The organism is Sphingomonas sp. Marseille-Q8236 (assembly GCF_965112005.1).
On sequence record NZ_CBCOPO010000002.1, the window covers coordinates 607,752 to 625,919 of the forward strand.

Here is an 18,168-nt window from a genome sequence, read left to right on the forward strand (position 1 = left end):
CCTTAGAGGATACCGCCACCCGTCACTGCGAACCCGGCGTTATTCGGGCAGCACGTCCCCCGTGATGACCCACAGCTTCTTCGAGAAGGGGCCCTTGGACGTCCATGTGATGTGCATGCCGGCAGACAGGCCGATCGTATCGCCAGCCTTGAAATTATGCACCTTGCCGGTGTCGGTCTCCACCACCTCGACCTCGCCTTCGAGAAGCAGGATCGTCTCGTCACCCAGCACGCCGGTATAGGGCGTTTTGAGCGCGCCCTTTTCGTCGACATCGCTTCCGGCGATGCCCTTGCCCGAACGCCACACGCCGCTCATCATCGTGCCCGTCGAACCGCCGGAGCGCAGGAAATAGAGTTCGCCTGCGACCAGCGGGCCTTCGGCGGGTTCGACGAAATGATATTCCAGCCAGTCTGCGGGATTGTCGCTGGTATGCGCGATCAGCAGATCCTGCGGCGGGTTGCTCGTCGGTTCGCTGCCGTTCCAGATGCACCACCATTTCTTGAACGACGGCCCCTCGATCTCCCACTGCACCTCCAGCCCCTTGGGCGAGTTGATGATGGATCCGGGGCCGACCTTATAGCGCTTGCCGGTGGAAAGGACGGTGAGCACGGCGGTGCCGTCGATCACGCAAGCCACCTCGTCGCCCAGGGGCGAGGAATACACGATGGTATGCGACCCGTCGGCCGTCGCGCCCGGCGCGGTGGGGCCGGTGCGCCAGAAGCCGGCCGAGAGCGATCCCGACATACCCTCGGGCCGAGTCACCACATATTCGCCGTGCATCTGTGCGCCGAAACGGGGCTCGACCCATTCGAACGGCAGCCATTTGTCATTGGGTTCGTTCTGCACGCCGCCATGAACCGCGTAACGCGGCAATTCCTGCACCTGCGGCGCCAACTGCGTTGCCATGCCAAATCTCCCTTGAACGAGATTGAACCGTAACCGGCCGATCGCGAAACCGCTCGGTCCCCCCGAATGTCGGCCAGGCTTCACTATCAGAGCATCACGACCAACGGCCTAGCGCCATCCCTGGTCTTTTCGATGAGTCCAGATGACGGGCGCTTCGCCGTCTTCTCCACCCGTTCATGCCTCCACGGACGGGGCCGACAGCGGGATGGTTTCCGTCAGTAGCGGCACGTCCTTGAATACCGCAAAGCTGCTGGGCGTGTTCGGCATGACGGGGAAGTTGAAATCGCACTGAGGACAGGGTTCGGCGAGGACCTTCTGCTCTTCCTGCAGCTCGAACGCCTTGTCCTCGACCAGACCGCAATTGGGGCATACGCGGAGAAGCCGCGTGTTGGTCAGTTCGAAATTGGTGATGATGTCTTCCATGATCGCACCGCGCGCCGCCCATGCCTTGGCGTGCTTGTGGTAGGTCGCTTGGTGCCAGTCCTTGAGCGCCGCGCGGTTCACCCAGAAGCTGACTTCGTTGAACCAGGTCGGGTCTTCCGGATGGACCCACCACGTCAGATGGAGAAAGCCGGGCAGCTTCATCAGGTGATTGCGCGTATCGGCAAAAATAACCTTGAACTTCTCGTAACCGTCCGGGCTGGAAAAGCGCACGCGCTGCATACTGAGATAAATGGACATGGGATTCTCCGCTCGATGAGTCCAGCCCGATAAGCTGTGCGCTCAGGATGAAGAGCGACGTGGTCAGCCGGTAGGGCCAGTATAGCGGAAGATGATGGTGCCAGACGTCGATGCCTCTATCATTGGCGTGACCAGGCGATAGGATCGGTCCAGATGGGGTAGCGAAGGCATGCCTGACGATGACGATGAACCTGATCATTCGTATCGACCGAGAAGACGAACGATCGCTGCAGGTGCAGATATACGAGGCGGTGCGCAATCAGATCCTGCAGGGCACATTGGTCGCCGGCAAGCGGCTACCCTCGACGCGCAGCATGTCGGATCAACTCGGCATCGCCCGCAACACGGTGACGCTGGCCTATGAACGCCTCGCCGCGGAGGACTATATCACCTCGCGGGCCAAGGCGGGTATCTTCGTCAACGACCGGCTGCCCGACGCGACGGTCCTGCTGCGCAATGGCCATTCCTCGGTGCAGCCCAGCCGCAAGCGCCTCCGGTTGGGCAAGAATCCCAGCTTTTCCGGGCGGGCGCCCCGCTTGTGGCATGAAAGGCGATCGCGGCCGCAGTTCGATTTCTTCGTCGGACGCCCGCGCCCCGACAGCTTCCCGACCAGTTTCTGGCAACGCACGATCGCGCGGCATCTCGCTTATGCCCATGGCATCCAGACCGAATATAGCGATCCGCGTGGACTGGCCGCGCTGCGCGAGGCGATCGCGGCGCATCTGGGCGAAACGCGCGGGATAGAAGCCAGCGCCGATCAGATCATGGTCACCTCCGGTATCCAGGGGGCGCTCAACCTGCTCGCCCGCATCTTCATCACCGATCGTACGAAGGCGAGCGTGGCGGTCGAGAATCCCTGTTACCAGGGTGCGGCCTTTCTCTTCGGCAGCTATGGTGCCAGTATCCGGCCGATCGACGTCGACGAACAAGGTATCGTCGTGCCGCAACTCGAAAGCTTCATGGGCAATCTCGTCTATGTGACGCCGTCCCACCAGTTTCCGACCGGCTGCACGCTCAGCCTCGATCGCCGGCTGCACCTTCTCGACTGGGCTTATCAGACGGGCAGCTATGTCATTGAGGATGATTATGACAGCGACTTCCGCTATGACGGCCCGCCGCTGACCGCGCTCGCCGGATTGGATCGCCGGGGTCACGTCATCTATCTTGGCACCTTCTCCAAATCGATCGGCGCGGGGCTGAGAGTGGGTTATGCGGTCATGCCGCGTCATCTTCTCGATCAGGCGCGATTGGTGAAGTCGTTGACCGACCATGGCGCACCATGGCTGGAACAGGCGGTGATCGCGGATTTCCTGAAGGAAGGCGCGTTTCTGCGCCACCTGCGCCGCATCCGCCGGTCCTATATGGGCGCGCGCGACGAGGTGATCCGGTCGATCGAAGAGCATTTTCCCGGCGGCGTGCTGATGGGGCGCGAATGCGGCATGCATATGATGTGGACGCTACCGCCCGATCTGCCGTCCGCGAACGACATGCAGCGCATCGCGCTCAACTGCGGCGTCGGCCTGTATCCATTCGCGGGCGCGGCGACGCAGGAATATGGCAATCCCGGCCGTTTTCGCGAACGCTCGCTGGTGCTCGGTTATACCGGGCTGACGGAGGAGGCGATCCGCGAAGCCTTTAGCCGGGTCGCCACCGTGGTCGGTCAGCGCCGTTAGACCACCCGAACTGGCACCAACTTTAAGGCCCGATTTGGCTCTAGGGGATGGGCCGAAAGCTTCTTAGCCTTCCTGAAAATCATCGACGTTCCTTTCGCCAGGTTGGCTGACGTCGACGACAATGCAGGAGGATGAGATATGCCTTGTTACCGGCTTCTGATCGACGGTCGATTGGTCGATGGCGCGGATAGGATGGAGGTCATCAACCCCGCGACCGAGGAGGTACTGGCCTTATGCCCGCGCGCCTCGGCAGGGCAGTTGGACGAAGCGGTCGGGGCGGCGAAGCGGGCCTTTCCGGTGTGGGCGAAGACGCCGATCGCGGAGCGACGTGCGCTGATCCTCGCTCTTGCCGATTGCATGGATGTTCACGCGGAGAGCCTTGCGCGTCTGCTGACCCAGGAACAGGGCAAGCCATTGAGCGAAGCGACGGCCGAGATCGCCTATAGCATCGCCTTCATCCGCCAGCTCGCGACCCATGACCTGCCAGTCGGGGTGCTGGAGGACAATGACAGCCGCCGGGTCGAACGGCATCGTCGCCCGCTGGGGGTGGTCGGCGCGATCATTCCCTGGAACTTCCCGGTTCTGATCGTCGCCTTCAAGCTGCCATTGGCGCTGCTGGCGGGCAATACGCTGGTCATCAAACCGGCACCGACCACGCCCTTGTCGACGCTGCGCCTGGGCGAGATGATGGCCGGGATCTTCCCGCCGGGCGTGGTCAACGTCATCACCGACCAGAATGACCTGGGCACTCGTCTGACGACGCATCCCGATATCGCGAAGATCAGCTTCACCGGATCGACCGCAACCGGTCGCAAGGTGATGGAGAGCGCGGCCGCGTCGATCAAGCGCCTGACGCTGGAACTCGGCGGCAACGATGCGGCGATCGTCCTGCCCGATGCCGACCCGGTGAAGGCGGCGACGGGCATCTTCGGCGGCGCGTTCCTGAACGCCGGACAGGTCTGCATCGCGATCAAGCGCGTCTATGCCCATGCCGACATTTATGATGCGCTCTGCGCGGAACTGGCCAGACTCGCGGAAGAAGCCGTTGTCGATGACGGGCTGAAGCAGGGCGCACAGATCGGGCCGCTCCAGAACCGCGCGCAATATGATAAGGTGAAGGCGATCATCGAAGCGGCGCGATCGGACGGCACGATCATTGCCGGTGGCGAAGTGCTGGACCGGCCCGGCTATTTCATCCGGCCGACCATCGTGCGCGACATCAACGACGGAGCGCGGCTGGTGGACGAGGAACAGTTCGGCCCTGTGCTTCCCGTCATCCGCTATGACGATCCCGAAGAGGCGCTGGCACGCGCCAACGCGTCCGAGATGGGGCTGGGCGGCTCGATCTGGTCGTCGGACCGCGATGCGGCACATGATCTCGCCATGCGCATGGAGGCGGGCACGGTCTGGATCAACAAACATCTCGATTTCGGCCCGACCGTTCCGTTCGGCGGCGCGAAACAATCGGGTCTAGGCGTCGAATTCGCGGAAGAGGGATTCCACGAGTTCACCCAGGTCCATGTCATCAACGAAGCGAAGGCCTGATTGGCACCAAAGCCGACGTCCGAACGAAACATGTCGTAAGCCAGAATGTGGGACCGGTCGCGAACAGGGTCGCGGCCGGCAGCCGCAACCATAATCCCGACAAGCGGACGTCTTTCGAATGGCACGATCCACACTCCGTAAGCAGGTGAGGGGGGGCGCGGTCATCCGTACAGGAGAGTGCGGCTGACTGCCTCTGAAAGGGTGGGGCAGGAGTACCCTGTCCGGCAGCGATATGCGCTGGAAGACAGAGCCGCAGCCGAACGCTATGAGCGCAGCATGGCCCGGCTGCTCCTGTTCAACAAACCCTTTGGGGTCTTATCGCAATTCACGGACCGGGGATCGCCGACGGTTCGGTCGACATTGTCCGACTTCATTACGGTAAAGGGCGTCTATCCCGCCGGAAGGCTAGACCGCGATAGCGAGGGCCTGCTGCTATTATGCGATGATGGGCGGCTGCAGGCGCGCATTGCCGATCCCCGCTTCAAGATGCCCAAGACCTATCTCGTACAGGTCGAAGGCGATCCACAGGAGCAGGAACTGGACCGCTTGCGGCGGGGGGTCTTGCTCAAGGATGGCATGACTTTGCCGGCCGATGTCGCGCGTATCGACGCGCCCGACCTGTGGCTGCGCGATCCGCCGATACGCCAGCGCAAATTCATTCCCGACAACTGGCTGAAAATCACCATATGCGAAGGCCGCAACCGGCAAGTGCGCCGCATGACGGCCGAGGTCGGCTTGCCCACGCTGAGGCTGGTCCGCTGGTCGATCGGCGACTGGTCCGTCGCCGGAATCCCGCCGGGTCAGTTCGAGGCCTCGCGTCCGGGCGAGCTTGCCAAAAGCAGGCAGAACCGATGACGCTGTTTGCCGGAGGAAAGGGAACCGGTTGCCGTCGACTGCGAAAGCTGATTTGAGGCTGTGCTCAGAGGAGCTTTGACGTCTCCCGCCCGGTTCATGCGCGCTTGCGATCAGTGGCGTCAGCCTCCTCGCGATCGGCTTGCTCGCCGGGTACTTCGTGTAAAGGCCAATCGGCAGGGTTTTGAATTTTAATGAATTATCGCCACTCCTTCCATGCCGGCAATAGTGCCGATGTCGTCAAGCACAGCCTGTTGATCGCGCTTGTCCGGGCCTTGCAGCAGAAACAGGGGGCGTTGACCCTGATCGACACCCATGCCGGCTGCGGACTCTACGACCTTGGCGGCGAGCAGGCGCAACGCACCGGCGAGGCCGCACAGGGGGTTTTGCGGGCCTTTGCCGACCCGAACCCCTTGCTGGACGACTATCGTGCCGCCGTACGAGCGGTGAATGTCGGGGCGGAGCCGCACCTCTACCCCGGCTCGCCGCGCTTCCTGACGCAGCTCTTGCGTCCGCAGGACGTGCTGATCCTCAATGAAAAACACCCCGAGGACGCGCAAGTCTTGCGTGGTGCCATGCGCGGTACGCCTGCTGCGGTGCATGAGCGCGACGCCTATGAGCTTTGGCTGGCGATGCTTCCAACCCGCACCGGTCGCGGCGTGGTGGTGGTCGATCCACCCTATGAGCAGACGGACGAACGCGCCCGCATCACAGCCACCCTCGCGGCCGCGCACCGCAAATGGGCGCATGGCGTGACGGTAATCTGGTATCCGCTGAAAGATCGCACGACGCATCAGCAATGGAAGGGCAAGTTACGTCAGCTCGGCATCCCGAAATTCCTGTCGGTCGAGCATTGGTTGTACGATGCCGATCAGCCGGGCGTCTATAACGGCGCGGGCCTTTTCATCGTCAATCCTCCCTATGCCTTCACGCAGGCGCTGCCGCCTCTTCTGGAGGCCCTCCGCGCCGCACTGGCGCCGGAAGGGCATCGGGGTGAAATCACAGCGGATTGGGTGAACGTTTGAGGATCGGCCTGGTCCGGGATCTCGTCAACGAAGCCCATCGGCAACGTCGCTCTGCCTTCCGGCGGCCGTCGGGACGGCGGCGATGTCGACGACGGCACGAGAAAGACCGCTGCCGATGACGGCCTGTGGCATGGTAGGGCTCCTGTCCATGCCGTGCGGGCTCCGCAGTGCCAAGCAACTTTTGGAGCGCAGGAGGGCCCCGTGCTCTCTATCGGGCTCCAGCCCCTGGAGAGGATGGTCGATCGTCTCAACAGGCACGACGCATTTTTTTTGAGGCGTTGTGAATGAGATAGCGTGGCGGACGAGCAACCGGGGCGGGGGAAAGCCGTTGTTTCGGAATGATCGAAACCGCTCGCCAACCCGTCATCGATGATCGCCGTGACCCGCCAGCTTGGCCGGAGCGGCTATGGATCGTGCGGCACGGCGAGAGTGCGGGCAATGTCGCGCGAGCGCGGGCGCTGTCGGCGGGGGCCGGGCGGATTATCGTGGATGGCCGCGACATGGACGTTCCCCTTTCGCCGCTGGGTATCGAGCAGGCCCGCGCGCTGGGACACTGGTTCGCTCGGTCCGGCATGGCCCTTCCACAGACCATCCTGGCCTCGCCCTATGCACGGGCCCGCGAAACGGCGACGCTGTTTCGCGAGGCATCGGGATGCGGCCGCGACCTGCCCATCTGTTTCGATGAGCGGCTGCGTGAAAAGGAGTTCGGCATTCTAGACGGGCTGACCGCCGCTGGGATCGCTGAGGAGGAGCCGCAACAGGCGCGGCTGCGCGCGGAACTCGGCAAATTCTATCATCGCCCGCCGGGCGGTGAGAGCTGGTGCGATGTGATCCTGCGGCTGCGTTCACTGATGGACACGGTGGCGCTCCATCATGGCGGTCGCCGGGTGATGATCGTCGCGCATCAGGTCGTCGTGCTGTGCCTGCGCTATATTCTGGAAGGTCTGAACGAAGAGGAGATCCTCGCCATCGATCGCGAGGCTCCGATCGTTAATTGCGGTGTGACGGAATATGCGTTCGACCCCGGTGCCGGACCGGGCGGTGGCCTGCGCCTGTCGTCTTTCAACGGCACGGCGCCGCTGATCGAGGAGCGTGCCGCCGTCACTGCCGAACCGCGTTCTCAGGTGGCAAATCCATGATTGAGATCGACGCGCGCTGGCGGGCCGAACACCCGCTGCCCCTGCCGGAAGGAGAGGTCGACAAGAAAAGCCGTGGTCGGGTGCTCGTGATCGGCGGCTCCGCTCGCGCACCCGGCGTCGTGCGGCTGACGGCGGAGGCCGCGATGCGGGCGGGGGCTGGCCGGGTACGCGTCGCCACGCGAGCGCGCGCGGCGATGCAGGTCGCCATGCTGATGCCCGAACTGGGCGTGGTCGAGATGCCCGAGGCCGATGGCGAGATCGCCGTCACGGACCAAGCGGCGCTGGCAGAGCAAGCGGCCATGCACGAGGCGGTGGTGATAGGGCCGGGAATGGCCGCCGAGCAGCCGGCCGCGAAGGTGGTGGCGGCCCTCGACCCCAGCGGGTCGCCCGAAACCGCCCTGGTCCTCGACGCCGCTGCCGTGACCTGTCTGCGCCATGACCCGGATCACGTGCACTCTTGGCGAGGCAGGCTGATCCTGACGCCACATCACGGCGAGATGGCCAAGCTGCTCGACCGAAGCGCCGATGCGGTGCGCGACGATCAGCCGGGCGCGGCGCGCGAGACGGCGCGGCGTACGCAATCGGTGGTCGTCCTCAAGGGCACGCAGACCTTCATCGCCCAGCCATCGGGGACGCTGCTACACTATCCCGGCGGCGGCCCCGGGCTGGCGACCGGCGGGTCCGGCGATGTGCTGTCGGGCGTGATCGCCGGGCTGCTTTCGCGCGGGGTGGCCCCCGTAGAGGCGGCGGCATGGGGCGTCTGGCTGCACGGGGAAGCCGGACGGCGGCTGGCGGTTTCGACCGGGCCGATCGGTTTTCTGGCGGGAGAGTTGTTGGCGGTCCTGCCGGGCTTGCTGCCCCGCTAAGCTATGCTCGGTCGACTATGTCGGACCCATCCACGCATTCACGGCATCATGACGGAGGAACAGCGCTGGCCCCCCGCGACCGAAGGATTACGCGGCGAGCGACCGCCGACTGGGAATAGTCCCGAACAGCGCCGGGATGTCTCGGTCGAAACGGGGATAGATCGCCGTTCAGGACGCATCGGGTATCGGCTTCGGACAAAGCGGCGCCATGGGCGGATGACGGCACCGGGTGATGATGCCACCCCGGTGTGAAGATCGTCGCGGCCGTCTTCAGCCCGGCGGATCGATCATCACAAAGGCGGCACCCGCTATGTCGTGTGTGGCAGGACCGGGCAGGGGCACGCCGTCATCGCCGAGATCGAATATGCTGACGCCGCCTCCTTCCTCATGCGCGACCACCAGCCTTTTTTCCAGCGGGAGTAGAAAGCGCGGCGAGCGTCCACCGCTCGGGATATGACCCAAAAGCCGCAACTTACCTCTATCGTCCAGCGCGAAGGTGGCGATGCTGTCATGCCCGCGATTGGTGACATACAGACGGTCGCCGGCAAGGGCGATGGCGCCGCCCAGATTGTCCGCGTCGGCATCGGGCGGGGCGGTCGGCAGGATCGCGGCCGCAGCCAGGCCCGCTCTCTCCGGTCGAAGCACCGTCAACGTCGCGGCGAGTTCGCTGACGAGATAGCCGATCTGTAATTGCGGGTGGAAAACAAGATGGCGCGGCCCCGACCCCGCCGGTGCCGCGTATAGCGGCTGGGGATCATCCCGGTGGGCGACGTTGCGGATGAGAATGCGATCGGCCCCCAGGTCGACACACAGAAGCGCGCCGGACTCCGTGAACCCGACCCAGTGCGCGTGCGGCCCCTGCTGCCGCTCGGGATCGGGGCCTTTGCCTTGATTGGCGAGAATGGTGCGCTCAGCAGGAAGGCCATCGTCGTCGAGATCGAACAGGGCGATCGTACCGCTTTTATAATGGGCGACCGCCAGCCGCGTCTCGTCGGGCGACAGCGCTAGGTGACAGGGCCCGCCGCCGCCGGTTGCCACTTGGCAGATTCGCGCCCAGCCGCCTGCAACGCTGTAGACCCCCAACGTCCCGGCCTGCTCGTCGACGAGGTAGCGATGCCCCCATCGTGGAGAAGCAATTCCGAACGAGGCATTACGGATCGCCTGATGAGGTTCACCGACCGTCCAACGTCCCGCGTCCTCCATAACGGTCGCCAATCCGTCACCGCCCTTCGCGGCATAGGTTCCGACGACGAGGCGGGTCATCGCCATGGCTTCCGCAGAATATGTTGATCATCATATGCGCATGGTTCCGATACGCGCGGCATGCCGATCATGGCCGCCGCATGGCCTCGCGCGCTGAACATGAGCCGATCCACGAAAACCTCCACATTGTGATGTAAGCGGCAATGCCAGACCGGAGGTCAGTGCAGGATATGTTCGAGCGAATGCAGAAGTTGTCGCGAGACGAACGGCTTGGCGCAGTTGACGACGTTCGGGTAACGGCTCTTGACCACGTCATCTTCATATCCGCTGGCGAAGATGAAGGGGATATGCTGCGCGCTCAGCGCGTCGGCCACGGGAAAGGCCAATTGTCCACCGAGATTGACGTCCAGCACTACGGCGTCGATCCGGTCCTCTTGTTCGATGCGGGCCAAGGCGCATGCGACCGAGGCTTCGGGGCCTATGACGATGGCGCCGGCGTCCTCCAGTTCCAACTGAAGGTCGTGGGCGAGCATATATTCGTCCTCAACGATCAGAATCCGGCGATTGGTGAGGGGCATCACGCGACTCCGCTTGGCTCCGGTTCGATACCGGAAGGGCAATAGAGCAGTGAATCCCATCTGCTGCCATAACGTAGGTCGCCTTCGCTTGTAATTGATAAGGCAAGGCTTTTTCGATCAGCATCCGGCCCTGGCCGGTCCCGGTCGGCGCCTGGCCATCGGGTGGCATCGTCACGCCGCTTTCTCGCCAGTCGACGTGCAGCCAGGGTTGCCCACCCGAGCTTTCCTCAACCCACCATCGCACATGGAGCCGTGCGTCCGGCTGGCCGAGCGCGCCATATTTGACCGCGTTCGTGGTCAATTCGTGCAAGGCCATCGCGAAGGTCTGCACCGTGCTGGACCGCAAGGGTACGTCGTGCGGACCTTGCAGCGTGACCTGTCGAGGCGCGGCGTCGAGCGCGCCTATCGCATCGAACTCCGCCTGGATCAGGTCGCCGAAGGTCACCCGTTCGTCGTCCCGCAATTGGGACAATAGGCGTTGCACTCTGGCCAGTGCGTCGATCCGATTGCGAAACTTGACGCGGAAATCCTCCAGATCGACGCTGGATCGGATCGTCGCATCGGCCGTCGAGCGCACCATGCCCATCAGATTGAAGGTGCGATGCTGCAACTCCTTGACCAGGATCTGCTGGCGCTCTTCCCATTCGCGACGGTCGGTGGTCTCCACGATCGCGCCGACCATGCGAACGGGGCGGCCGGCGTCGTCGTAATAGAATCTGCCCCGGCCGGACAGCCAATGGATCGAGCGATCCGGGTGGACCACGCGGAACTCGTGTGCGAACTCCTCATGCCGTTCCATCGCTTGGTGAAGCACCGCCTCTGTTCGCGACCGATCGTCAGGATGGATGCGGGACGCCCAGGTCTCCTAGCTGGGCGTCACCTCTCCGACATCATATCCCTCCATGCGGAAATGCTCGTCCGACCAATGGATTTCGCCGGTGACGACGTTCCAGTCCCATAGTCCCAGCTGCCCGACTTCGACCGCGCTGCGCAGTCGTTCCTCGCTCTCGCGCAAGGCCGTCTCGGCACGCTGGCGCTGCGTCACGTCCTGCCCGACCTTGACGAAACCCCGTGCCGTACCGCTCTCGTCGAGCAGCGCCCATACCGCCCCTTCGATGAAGATCCGCCGTCCATCCTTGCGCAGATGCCAGCGTATGTTGGCGGCATAGCCGTCGCGCCGTGCCGTTTCGATCTCCCGTCGGTCTTGGCCCGCTGCGCGATCCTCAGGCGTGAAGGTGATGCTCGCATGCTGCCCGATCGCTTCATCCGCGGTCCAGCCGAATACGGCTTGCGCGCCGGGAAACCAGTTGTCGATGCGATCTTCGGCATCCGTCGTGAAGATGGCATAGTCCCGTACGGTCTCGACGATACGGCGAAAGCGTTCCTCGCTGGTGCGCAGTCGGTGCATCTTGCGAAGCCGGTCGATCACCGGTCCGAGGATCGACGCATAGGTTCGCAGGAATTGAATCTCGTCATCGCCGAATGTCCGCGGCCGGGACGCGTCGACTTGCAGGACGCCATAAGGGTGGCCGCCAGGAACAAGGATCGGGACATTGACCAGCGCGGTGACGCCTGCATCCTTCATGAACGCCGGAATATGGAACCTGTTTTCCTTGTTGATATCCTGCGAAACCACGGGTTCCCGGGCTTCGATCGAATAGGTTTCGGACGACGGCTCCTTCATCGACAGGCGCACGCGTCCGACGACATCGTCGGCCCAACCGACGCCGGCCCGAACGAGCAGTTCCTGCCGTTCATCCTGGATCTCGAGGACTTTCGCGCGATCCGTCCCCAGCGCCTTGGCGACCAGACGGCAGGCCTCGGTCAGCACCGCGTCGAGATGTTCCGAGCGGATGGCGAATTCGCCGAAATCCGCAAGCACCTGCTGTCTTTTCATCATCTCGTTGATTTGAGGCATGAAAATCTCCGGCATGTGGATCGCGGCTTCGGCTCTAGAAGAACCGGGAGGGGGCATCGTTCCATCCGGATGATCCGTGTCACGGCGTTGCCGCTGCGGCGGCCCTTTCCCCGCACTGCCTGGCGGCCGATACGAGCAGCAGCGATCCGTCGCCCCCCTCGATCGCGCGGATGCCGAAACTCTGTTCCAGCGAGCGGGCCACATCGACCGATCAGTCCGAACGGAGGGTGCCGTCGATCCGGACGTCAGCTAGGGCGGGATCGCCGATCACGATGGGCACGGCGCGGTAGCGATTAACTTCGCGACCGCCTGTTCCAACGTGTCGCCGTCGAAGCTCACCCGCCCCTCGCGCCATGCCACGCGGCGACGAACACCCCTTGGTCCAGCGCGATGCCTTCGCTGACGGTCACTTCGGTCCAGGTCGGGACCCAGGCGGACCGTGAAGGTAGCGCCCACCGCCCGAACCCGCGCCTCGCTCGTCGCGACCACGAAGGGGCGGGCGTTGTCGTATGTCACCTCAAAACCAGCCTTGCGTCGAAAGAGCTGTATCGAGCGGCGGTCTAGCGCCAGATCATCGACGAAGGACGTATCGGTATTGAGGCAACCAAGCTGCCATCGGCGAGCATGACCGCGCGGCGTTCGACTATGCCGGTCGTTTGGGGATCGCCCGCTTCACCAACCCCCAGGCTACAAGTCCAATCAACCCGGCCGCAATTCCGGTCAATGCCAGGGAGCGAGGGGCGATGGTCCCGGCATCTCGCCGCACAGCGACCAAGGATAACGGGACGACCCCATTCTGCTCCAGCCGTTCGGGGGCGACATCACCCAGCCGGGCGGCAAGCTCCCAGCCCGCCTCGACCTTGGCAAAGGCGCAACCATGTGCGGGGTCCTGTTCGATCCAGCGATAGGCGGCGTCCCAGTCGGCCTCAGCGTCGCTGGCGCGCGCCGCCAGAAACAGCCGCGTGGCCTCCGCCTCGATCGCCTGTCGTCTGGCTGCGTTTGTGCAGGGACCATCCAAAGCCAGAACCCTCGTACTCGCCGATCGCTTGCATGATCTTCAGCGCGGCACGTGCAAGATGCTTGTCCACCGTAAAAACGGACAGGCCCATCTCTTCTGCTATCGCACGTGTCGACCAATCGTGCACCCGACGCAGCACAAACGCGCGTCGGCATTGCGGGGGCAGCGTATCGAGGATCGCCTGGAGGTGGCGCAATTCGTCTCGCGCCTCCAACCGGGCTAGTGCGCTGTCGTCGACGCCGATCAGGTTCAGATCGGTGATCACCTCGAACGACACGATCTTGCTGCGCCGCGCGGCATCGATCATCAGGTTGCGGGCGATCTGGAACAGATAGGCGCGGCCGGATTGCACACGCTCCGTATCCCCGGTCGCATAGGCCCGGGCCATCGCCTCCGCCACGACGTCGTCGACATCGGCGCCATCGGGCAGCACCCGCCGCAGCCGCGCCCGCAGAGCCCCCTCATGCGGCAAAATGGCCATTTTGTACCATTCCAGCCTGGCCCTGACCGATATGGTGTCCTTGACTGAATTCACCGGAACCCCCCCGAGCGTAACGAAGGCGATCCTCTCCTACAGACTGATGCTTGGCCCGATACGAACAGCCTTTGTTCCGGCTGTCCAGCCATGATGAAATAAAAATGACGGGGGTGTTAGCAGATTATGTCCCGCCGACCGTCTTGCTTCATCAGAAAGGACCATCGGCGGGGCGGACGATGACGGCATCCAGATTGCTATTGGCGCTGCTCGCCGGGACCGCGGCGATGATCGCGGCGCCCGGCGTCGCGGCTGGCGGTACATCCACCGTCATCGCGACGCCGAAGACGCTTCGCACGCTCTGGATCGAACGCGCCGGGGTGGAGCGTCACATCGAAGAAAGGACGAATTTTTGATACGCAGGACCAAGCTTGCCCCGTTGGTGGCGTTTGCCGTTGCCATGCCCGCAACCCCGGCACCCGCCCAGACCGCGCGGCAGGTGCATGAAGCAGCGATCGTCCTCGACACCCATTTCGACACGCCCGCCAATCTCGGCCGCCCCGGCTGGAGCATCATGGACCGCCATAGCCGTGCGGACAGCGGCGATCAGGTCGACTATCCGCGTATGGTCGAGGGCGGAATCGACGGCGGCTTCTTCGCCATCTTCACCGCTCAGGGGCCGCGAACGCCGCAGGCCGATCAGGATGCGCGCGACGCCGCACTGATTCGCGCGGTGCAGATCCGCGAGATGGTGGCGCGCCACCCCGATGTCTTCGCCTTCGTGACCACCGCTGCCGAGGCCCGTGCCGCAGTCGCCGCCAAGAAGCGGTTCGTGTTCATGAGTATGGAGAATGGCTATCCGTTCGAGGGCGATCTGTCGCTGATCCGCACGTTCCAGCGACTGGGCGTGACGATGATGAGCCCGGTCCATTTCAAGGACAATGACCTGGCCGACAGCGCCACCGACAAACCCGAATGGAATGGCCTGAGCCCCAAGGGCAAGGCATTCGTGGCGGAGGCCAACCGTCTGGGCATCCTGATCGATTGCAGCCACGCCTCCGACGATGTTTTGCGCCAGACGATCGCACTGTCGAAAGCGCCGATCATCCTGTCCCATTCGGGTGCGCGCGCGATCTTCGACCATCCCCGCAACGTCACCGACGCCGATCTTCGCGCGCTCGCGGCGAAGGGCGGCGTGGTGCAGATCAATGCCTTTGATGGCTATATGATCGCACAGCCGAAAATCCCCGAGCGCGAGGCGGCGATCGCGGCGCTGATGGCGAAGCTTCCACCGCGCGCGGCGATGACCGAAGCCGACCGCAAGGCGTTCCTGGCGCAGCGCAAGGCGATCGATGCACGCTGGCCGGTGCCGCGCGCGACCTTCGACGATGTGATGAAGCATCTGCTTCACGCGATTTCGGTCGCGGGCATCGACCATGTCGGGATCAGTGGCGACTTCGACGGCGGCGGCGGGGTGGAGGGGTTCGACGACATCACCGCCTTCCCCAAGATCAGCGCGGCGCTGCTCGCTCGCGGGTTCAGCGCGACAGATGTCGCGAAGGTGTGGGGCGGCAACGCGTTGCGCGTGCTCGACGCGGCGCAGGCTGCCGCCGAGCCGGGGGTGCGCCCGGCCATTCCCGTCACATCATGATCGCGACGCGGATCGGGCCGTTGCGGGGAGGGCGTTCCGCCTCGCCACGAGCCTGATCACCATGTCGCATCGTCAGTTACCGGCGGACCGGGAAGAGCCGGCCGCCCCATCGTCCCGGGGGGGATGATCTGGAAGCCCAAGACCGTCGGTGCGCCGACCAGATCAGGAGAATGCGCGTGTTTCGTTTCCATGCCCAGCCCCCCGCCGCTACTGCGCTGGGCCTCGTCCTCGCCGCTGCCCTTCTGCTGACCGGCCAGGCCGCCGCCGCGCAGGCGACATCCGCCGAAAACGCCGACACCGGAACACAGGCGAGCGAGGCGCGCGCCACCGACGGCCAGGATATCGTCGTCAGCGGCCGCCGCATCAGCCAGGCGAGCGAGGCGGTGGGCGAGGATCGGATCACCAGCACGGTTGCGGTGACGCGTGACGCGCTGCTGTCCGCACCATCGGGCATTTCCGGCCTCAAGATGCTGGAGTCCCTGCCGGGGTTCAACGTCCAGACCGACGGTGCGCTGGGCCTGTACGAATTCGGCAACAGCGTACAGGCACGCGCCTTCAACCTCGACCAGATCGGCTTCGTCGTCGACGGCGTGCCAATGGGCCGCAGCGATGCCTTTGGCGGCAGCCCGGTCTTTCGCTACGTCGACAATGAAAATCTTGGTGTCGTCGAGGCGTCTCCCGGTGCGGGTGGCGTGACGATGCCGACCTATTCGTCGCTCGGCCCGGTGGTGTCCTATCGCTCGATCGAGCCGCAGGACCAGCTCGGAACCTTCGTTTCGCAAAGCTTCGGCGACTTCAACATGAAGCGTACCTTCGTCCGGGTCAGCACCGGCAAGATCGGACCGCTCAAGGCCTTTGTCAGCCGCACCAAGCTCAACACCGATCTGTGGCGCGGCGCGGGGTCGGTCGATCGCGAACATTGGGAGGCGATGGCGCATATCGACATCAGCGACAGCAGCTGGGCGCGGTTCAAGTTCGTGTCGAACGACTTTTTCGATTATGACTCGCCGACGCTGACCCGGGCGCAATATCAGAGCAGCGAACCCGATCTCGCCGGTCATGTCGGTCGCTATCGCGGCTATTACGGCGATCCGCTGCCCACCTATGCGCCCACGGTGGCAGGGGTGCCCTATTCCAATTCGAACTACACTTATTATTACGGACAGGCGATCAACGTCCGAAAGGACAAGCTCTATGCCGGCACCGTCCATGTCGGGATCGCCGATGGCGTCCATGCCGAAACCACCATCTATTATGAGGACAAGGATGGCTGGGGCAGCTCGCCGGACAGCTATGCCAACACGCTGACCTACTATAATCGCCAGCGTCTGGTATCCGGGCTGACCCTGACCGCGCCGCGCGGCACGCAGTTCGGCGTATCGAGCCTGGGCGGTTATCGCCAGGGCATTCTGCAAAGCGTGCATGCCCAGCTCGGCATCCACGCGATCGATATCGGCATCTGGGCGGAGGACGATCGCTATCGCCGCTACCAGCGTCGCCAGAATACAGTCGATGGCTCGCCCGCCAGCGCGCCCAATTATGGCGAACTCGTCTATGGCCGCCGCGATTACCGCTCGAAGCGCGCGACGGTGCAGCTGTTCGCGCGCGATCGCATCGACCTGACACCGGCGTTCAGCGTCGATCTGGGCGTCAAGGCCCTCGATCTGGATTATCAGCAGCGCGGCTATCGCGACTATGCCGATTATGCGCGCACGGTGAACGGCGTGAACGTCGCAGGCTGGGGCCCGCAATATAATCGCGCGCATTACCGCGACTATTTCCTGCCGACCGTGGGTGTCCTCTATCGCTTCGCCGATCCCCGGACGCAGTTCTTCGCCTCCTATGCGGAGAATATGGCGCTGCCCAAGGGGATGGATGACATCTACTCGGTGGCCTATAACAGCTCGCCCGCCGTCGTGGCCGCGCCGGCACCCGAGCGCTCGCAGAATTTCGAGGTGGGTCTGCGCACCACCCGGCCAGAGTTCTTCGCATCGCTGACCGGCTATTACACGAAGTTCGACAATCGCATCCAGTCTATCGCCTCGATTCTGCCCGGGACCACCAACGTCACCGAAACCTTCTACCAGAATGTCGGCGGGGTGAAGGCTTATGGCGCGGAGCTGCTTGCCAATTACAAGCCCGCATTCCTGCAGGGGGCGGCCTATTTCAACGCCAACGTCACCTATAACCACGCGCAGTTCCAGGATGATATCATCGCGGCGGCACGGACCTATCTGATCGCGGGCAAATATCTGCCCGACAGTGCGAAATGGATCGTGTCGGGGGGCGTCACGGTCGAGCCGGCGCCATGGCTCGTCGCCAACATCACCGGCAAATATACCAGCCGCCGGCAGTCGACGTTCGAAAACACCCCGGGGTCGTCGCTGCCCGGCTTCACCGTGTTCTCCGCCTATGCGGATATCGGAGACGGCTTCTCGATCGGGCCGGTGCGTAACGCGCGTATCCGCGTCAATGTCGACAATCTGTTCGACAAGGACGTGCTGTCGTACATCTCGTCGGCGCTGACCGGTGACGGGCTGTTCCGTCCGCTCAGCCCGCGCACGGTGCAGTTGACGCTCTCCGTCGATATCTAAGCGGACGGTTCCGGTCCGACAGGCGGCCCCTCCTTTGCCGGGAG

Annotated in this window: 17 protein-coding genes and 2 pseudogenes; 9 read left to right on the forward strand and 10 right to left on the reverse strand. The window is 63.9% G+C overall.

The window, feature by feature from the left end; genetic code table 11:
* Positions 1–39 precede the first annotated feature (39 nt).
* Both ACWPWT_RS15140 and ACWPWT_RS15145 read right to left on the reverse strand, forming a co-directional pair.
* Entirely contained in the window at positions 40–906 is an 867-nt protein-coding gene (locus ACWPWT_RS15140; RefSeq protein WP_454280372.1) for a cupin domain-containing protein, read from the reverse strand.
* Positions 907–1,080: 174 nt separating this feature from the next.
* Complete coding sequence (locus tag ACWPWT_RS15145; RefSeq protein WP_261270708.1) at positions 1,081–1,587, reverse strand: antibiotic biosynthesis monooxygenase family protein; 507 nt, start codon at positions 1,585–1,587, stop codon at positions 1,081–1,083.
* 179 nt (positions 1,588–1,766) lie between these two features.
* On the opposite strand from ACWPWT_RS15145, the gene pdxR reads away from it, so the two are divergent.
* The 6 genes from pdxR (at position 1,767) to ACWPWT_RS15175 (ending at position 8,687) form a co-directional block, all read left to right on the forward strand.
* Entirely contained in the window at positions 1,767–3,260 is a 1,494-nt protein-coding gene (gene pdxR, locus ACWPWT_RS15150; RefSeq protein ID WP_454280373.1) for a MocR-like pyridoxine biosynthesis transcription factor PdxR, read from the forward strand.
* A 138-nt stretch (positions 3,261–3,398) separates the two neighbouring features.
* A complete protein-coding gene (locus tag ACWPWT_RS15155) occupies positions 3,399–4,805 on the forward strand; it encodes an aldehyde dehydrogenase family protein (protein WP_454280374.1) in 1,407 nt (468 codons plus the stop codon).
* A gap of 276 nt (positions 4,806–5,081) precedes the next feature.
* Entirely contained in the window at positions 5,082–5,660 is a 579-nt protein-coding gene (locus tag ACWPWT_RS15160) for a pseudouridine synthase (RefSeq protein WP_454280983.1), read from the forward strand.
* A gap of 191 nt (positions 5,661–5,851) precedes the next feature.
* Entirely contained in the window at positions 5,852–6,682 is an 831-nt protein-coding gene (locus tag ACWPWT_RS15165; protein WP_454280375.1) for a 23S rRNA (adenine(2030)-N(6))-methyltransferase RlmJ, read from the forward strand.
* 338 nt (positions 6,683–7,020) lie between these two features.
* Entirely contained in the window at positions 7,021–7,821 is an 801-nt protein-coding gene (locus ACWPWT_RS15170; protein ID WP_454280376.1) for a histidine phosphatase family protein, read from the forward strand.
* Positions 7,818–8,687 carry an NAD(P)H-hydrate dehydratase gene (locus tag ACWPWT_RS15175; RefSeq protein ID WP_454280377.1) on the forward strand — a complete coding sequence of 290 codons (870 nt, stop codon included), beginning with the start codon at positions 7,818–7,820 and terminating at the stop codon, positions 8,685–8,687. The genes ACWPWT_RS15170 and ACWPWT_RS15175 overlap by 4 nt, the downstream gene beginning before the upstream one ends.
* 270 nt (positions 8,688–8,957) lie before the next feature.
* Here ACWPWT_RS15175 and ACWPWT_RS15180 read toward each other — a convergent pair whose 3' ends face one another.
* From ACWPWT_RS15180 to ACWPWT_RS15215, 8 genes and pseudogenes are all read right to left on the reverse strand, one after another.
* Complete coding sequence (locus tag ACWPWT_RS15180) at positions 8,958–9,950, reverse strand: lactonase family protein (protein ID WP_454280378.1); 993 nt, start codon at positions 9,948–9,950, stop codon at positions 8,958–8,960.
* A gap of 158 nt (positions 9,951–10,108) precedes the next feature.
* Complete coding sequence (locus tag ACWPWT_RS15185; RefSeq protein ID WP_454280379.1) at positions 10,109–10,468, reverse strand: response regulator; 360 nt, start codon at positions 10,466–10,468, stop codon at positions 10,109–10,111.
* Positions 10,434–11,135: a sensor histidine kinase gene (locus ACWPWT_RS15190; RefSeq protein WP_454280380.1), complete on the reverse strand. Its 702-nt coding sequence runs from the start codon at positions 11,133–11,135 to the stop codon at positions 10,434–10,436. The genes ACWPWT_RS15185 and ACWPWT_RS15190 overlap by 35 nt, the downstream gene beginning before the upstream one ends.
* A 15-nt stretch (positions 11,136–11,150) precedes the next feature.
* Positions 11,151–11,321 (reverse strand): annotated as a pseudogene (locus ACWPWT_RS15195) (PAS domain-containing protein); the annotation flags it as partial.
* A 12-nt stretch (positions 11,322–11,333) separates the two neighbouring features.
* Positions 11,334–12,365, reverse strand: a complete 1,032-nt coding sequence (locus ACWPWT_RS15200) for a PAS domain S-box protein (RefSeq protein WP_454280381.1) — start codon at positions 12,363–12,365, stop codon at positions 11,334–11,336.
* A 288-nt stretch (positions 12,366–12,653) separates the two neighbouring features.
* Positions 12,654–12,974 (reverse strand): annotated as a pseudogene (locus tag ACWPWT_RS15205) (hypothetical protein); the annotation flags it as partial.
* Positions 12,975–13,029: 55 nt separating this feature from the next.
* On the reverse strand, positions 13,030–13,404 hold the full coding sequence (locus ACWPWT_RS15210; RefSeq protein WP_454281011.1) for a hypothetical protein: 375 nt from the start codon (positions 13,402–13,404) through the stop codon (positions 13,030–13,032).
* On the reverse strand, positions 13,313–13,939 hold the full coding sequence (locus tag ACWPWT_RS15215) for an RNA polymerase sigma factor (RefSeq protein WP_454280382.1): 627 nt from the start codon (positions 13,937–13,939) through the stop codon (positions 13,313–13,315). Before ACWPWT_RS15215 ends, ACWPWT_RS15210 begins: the two co-directional genes overlap by 92 nt.
* A 71-nt stretch (positions 13,940–14,010) precedes the next feature.
* Between ACWPWT_RS15215 and ACWPWT_RS15220 the strand changes: the two genes are divergently transcribed.
* The 3 genes from ACWPWT_RS15220 (at position 14,011) to ACWPWT_RS15230 (ending at position 18,124) form a co-directional block, all read left to right on the forward strand.
* Complete coding sequence (locus tag ACWPWT_RS15220; RefSeq protein WP_454280383.1) at positions 14,011–14,295, forward strand: hypothetical protein; 285 nt, start codon at positions 14,011–14,013, stop codon at positions 14,293–14,295.
* A 44-nt stretch (positions 14,296–14,339) separates the two neighbouring features.
* On the forward strand, positions 14,340–15,530 hold the full coding sequence (locus ACWPWT_RS15225; protein WP_454280384.1) for a dipeptidase: 1,191 nt from the start codon (positions 14,340–14,342) through the stop codon (positions 15,528–15,530).
* A 242-nt stretch (positions 15,531–15,772) separates the two neighbouring features.
* Positions 15,773–18,124: a TonB-dependent receptor gene (locus ACWPWT_RS15230; protein ID WP_454280984.1), complete on the forward strand. Its 2,352-nt coding sequence runs from the start codon at positions 15,773–15,775 to the stop codon at positions 18,122–18,124.
* The last annotated feature ends 44 nt before the right edge of the window (positions 18,125–18,168 follow it).

Bases quoted from the DNA above. Each gene is read 5' to 3' on its own strand.
- ACWPWT_RS15225 (WP_454280384.1), top strand. From the start codon at position 14,340: ATGCCCGCAACCCCGGCACCCGCCCAGACCGCGCGGCAGGTGCATGAA.
- ACWPWT_RS15160 (WP_454280983.1), top strand. From the start codon at position 5,082: ATGGCCCGGCTGCTCCTGTTCAACAAACCCTTTGGGGTCTTATCGCAA.
- ACWPWT_RS15170 (WP_454280376.1), top strand. From the start codon at position 7,021: ATGATCGAAACCGCTCGCCAACCCGTCATCGATGATCGCCGTGACCCG.
- ACWPWT_RS15140 (WP_454280372.1), bottom strand. From the start codon at position 906: ATGGCAACGCAGTTGGCGCCGCAGGTGCAGGAATTGCCGCGTTACGCG.
- ACWPWT_RS15155 (WP_454280374.1), top strand. From the start codon at position 3,399: ATGCCTTGTTACCGGCTTCTGATCGACGGTCGATTGGTCGATGGCGCG.
- ACWPWT_RS15145 (WP_261270708.1), bottom strand. From the start codon at position 1,587: ATGTCCATTTATCTCAGTATGCAGCGCGTGCGCTTTTCCAGCCCGGAC.
- ACWPWT_RS15200 (WP_454280381.1), bottom strand. From the start codon at position 12,365: ATGAAAAGACAGCAGGTGCTTGCGGATTTCGGCGAATTCGCCATCCGC.
- ACWPWT_RS15180 (WP_454280378.1), bottom strand. From the start codon at position 9,950: ATGACCCGCCTCGTCGTCGGAACCTATGCCGCGAAGGGCGGTGACGGA.
- ACWPWT_RS15165 (WP_454280375.1), top strand. From the start codon at position 5,852: ATGAATTATCGCCACTCCTTCCATGCCGGCAATAGTGCCGATGTCGTC.
- ACWPWT_RS15185 (WP_454280379.1), bottom strand. From the start codon at position 10,468: ATGCCCCTCACCAATCGCCGGATTCTGATCGTTGAGGACGAATATATG.
- ACWPWT_RS15175 (WP_454280377.1), top strand. From the start codon at position 7,818: ATGATTGAGATCGACGCGCGCTGGCGGGCCGAACACCCGCTGCCCCTG.
- pdxR (WP_454280373.1), top strand. From the start codon at position 1,767: ATGACGATGAACCTGATCATTCGTATCGACCGAGAAGACGAACGATCG.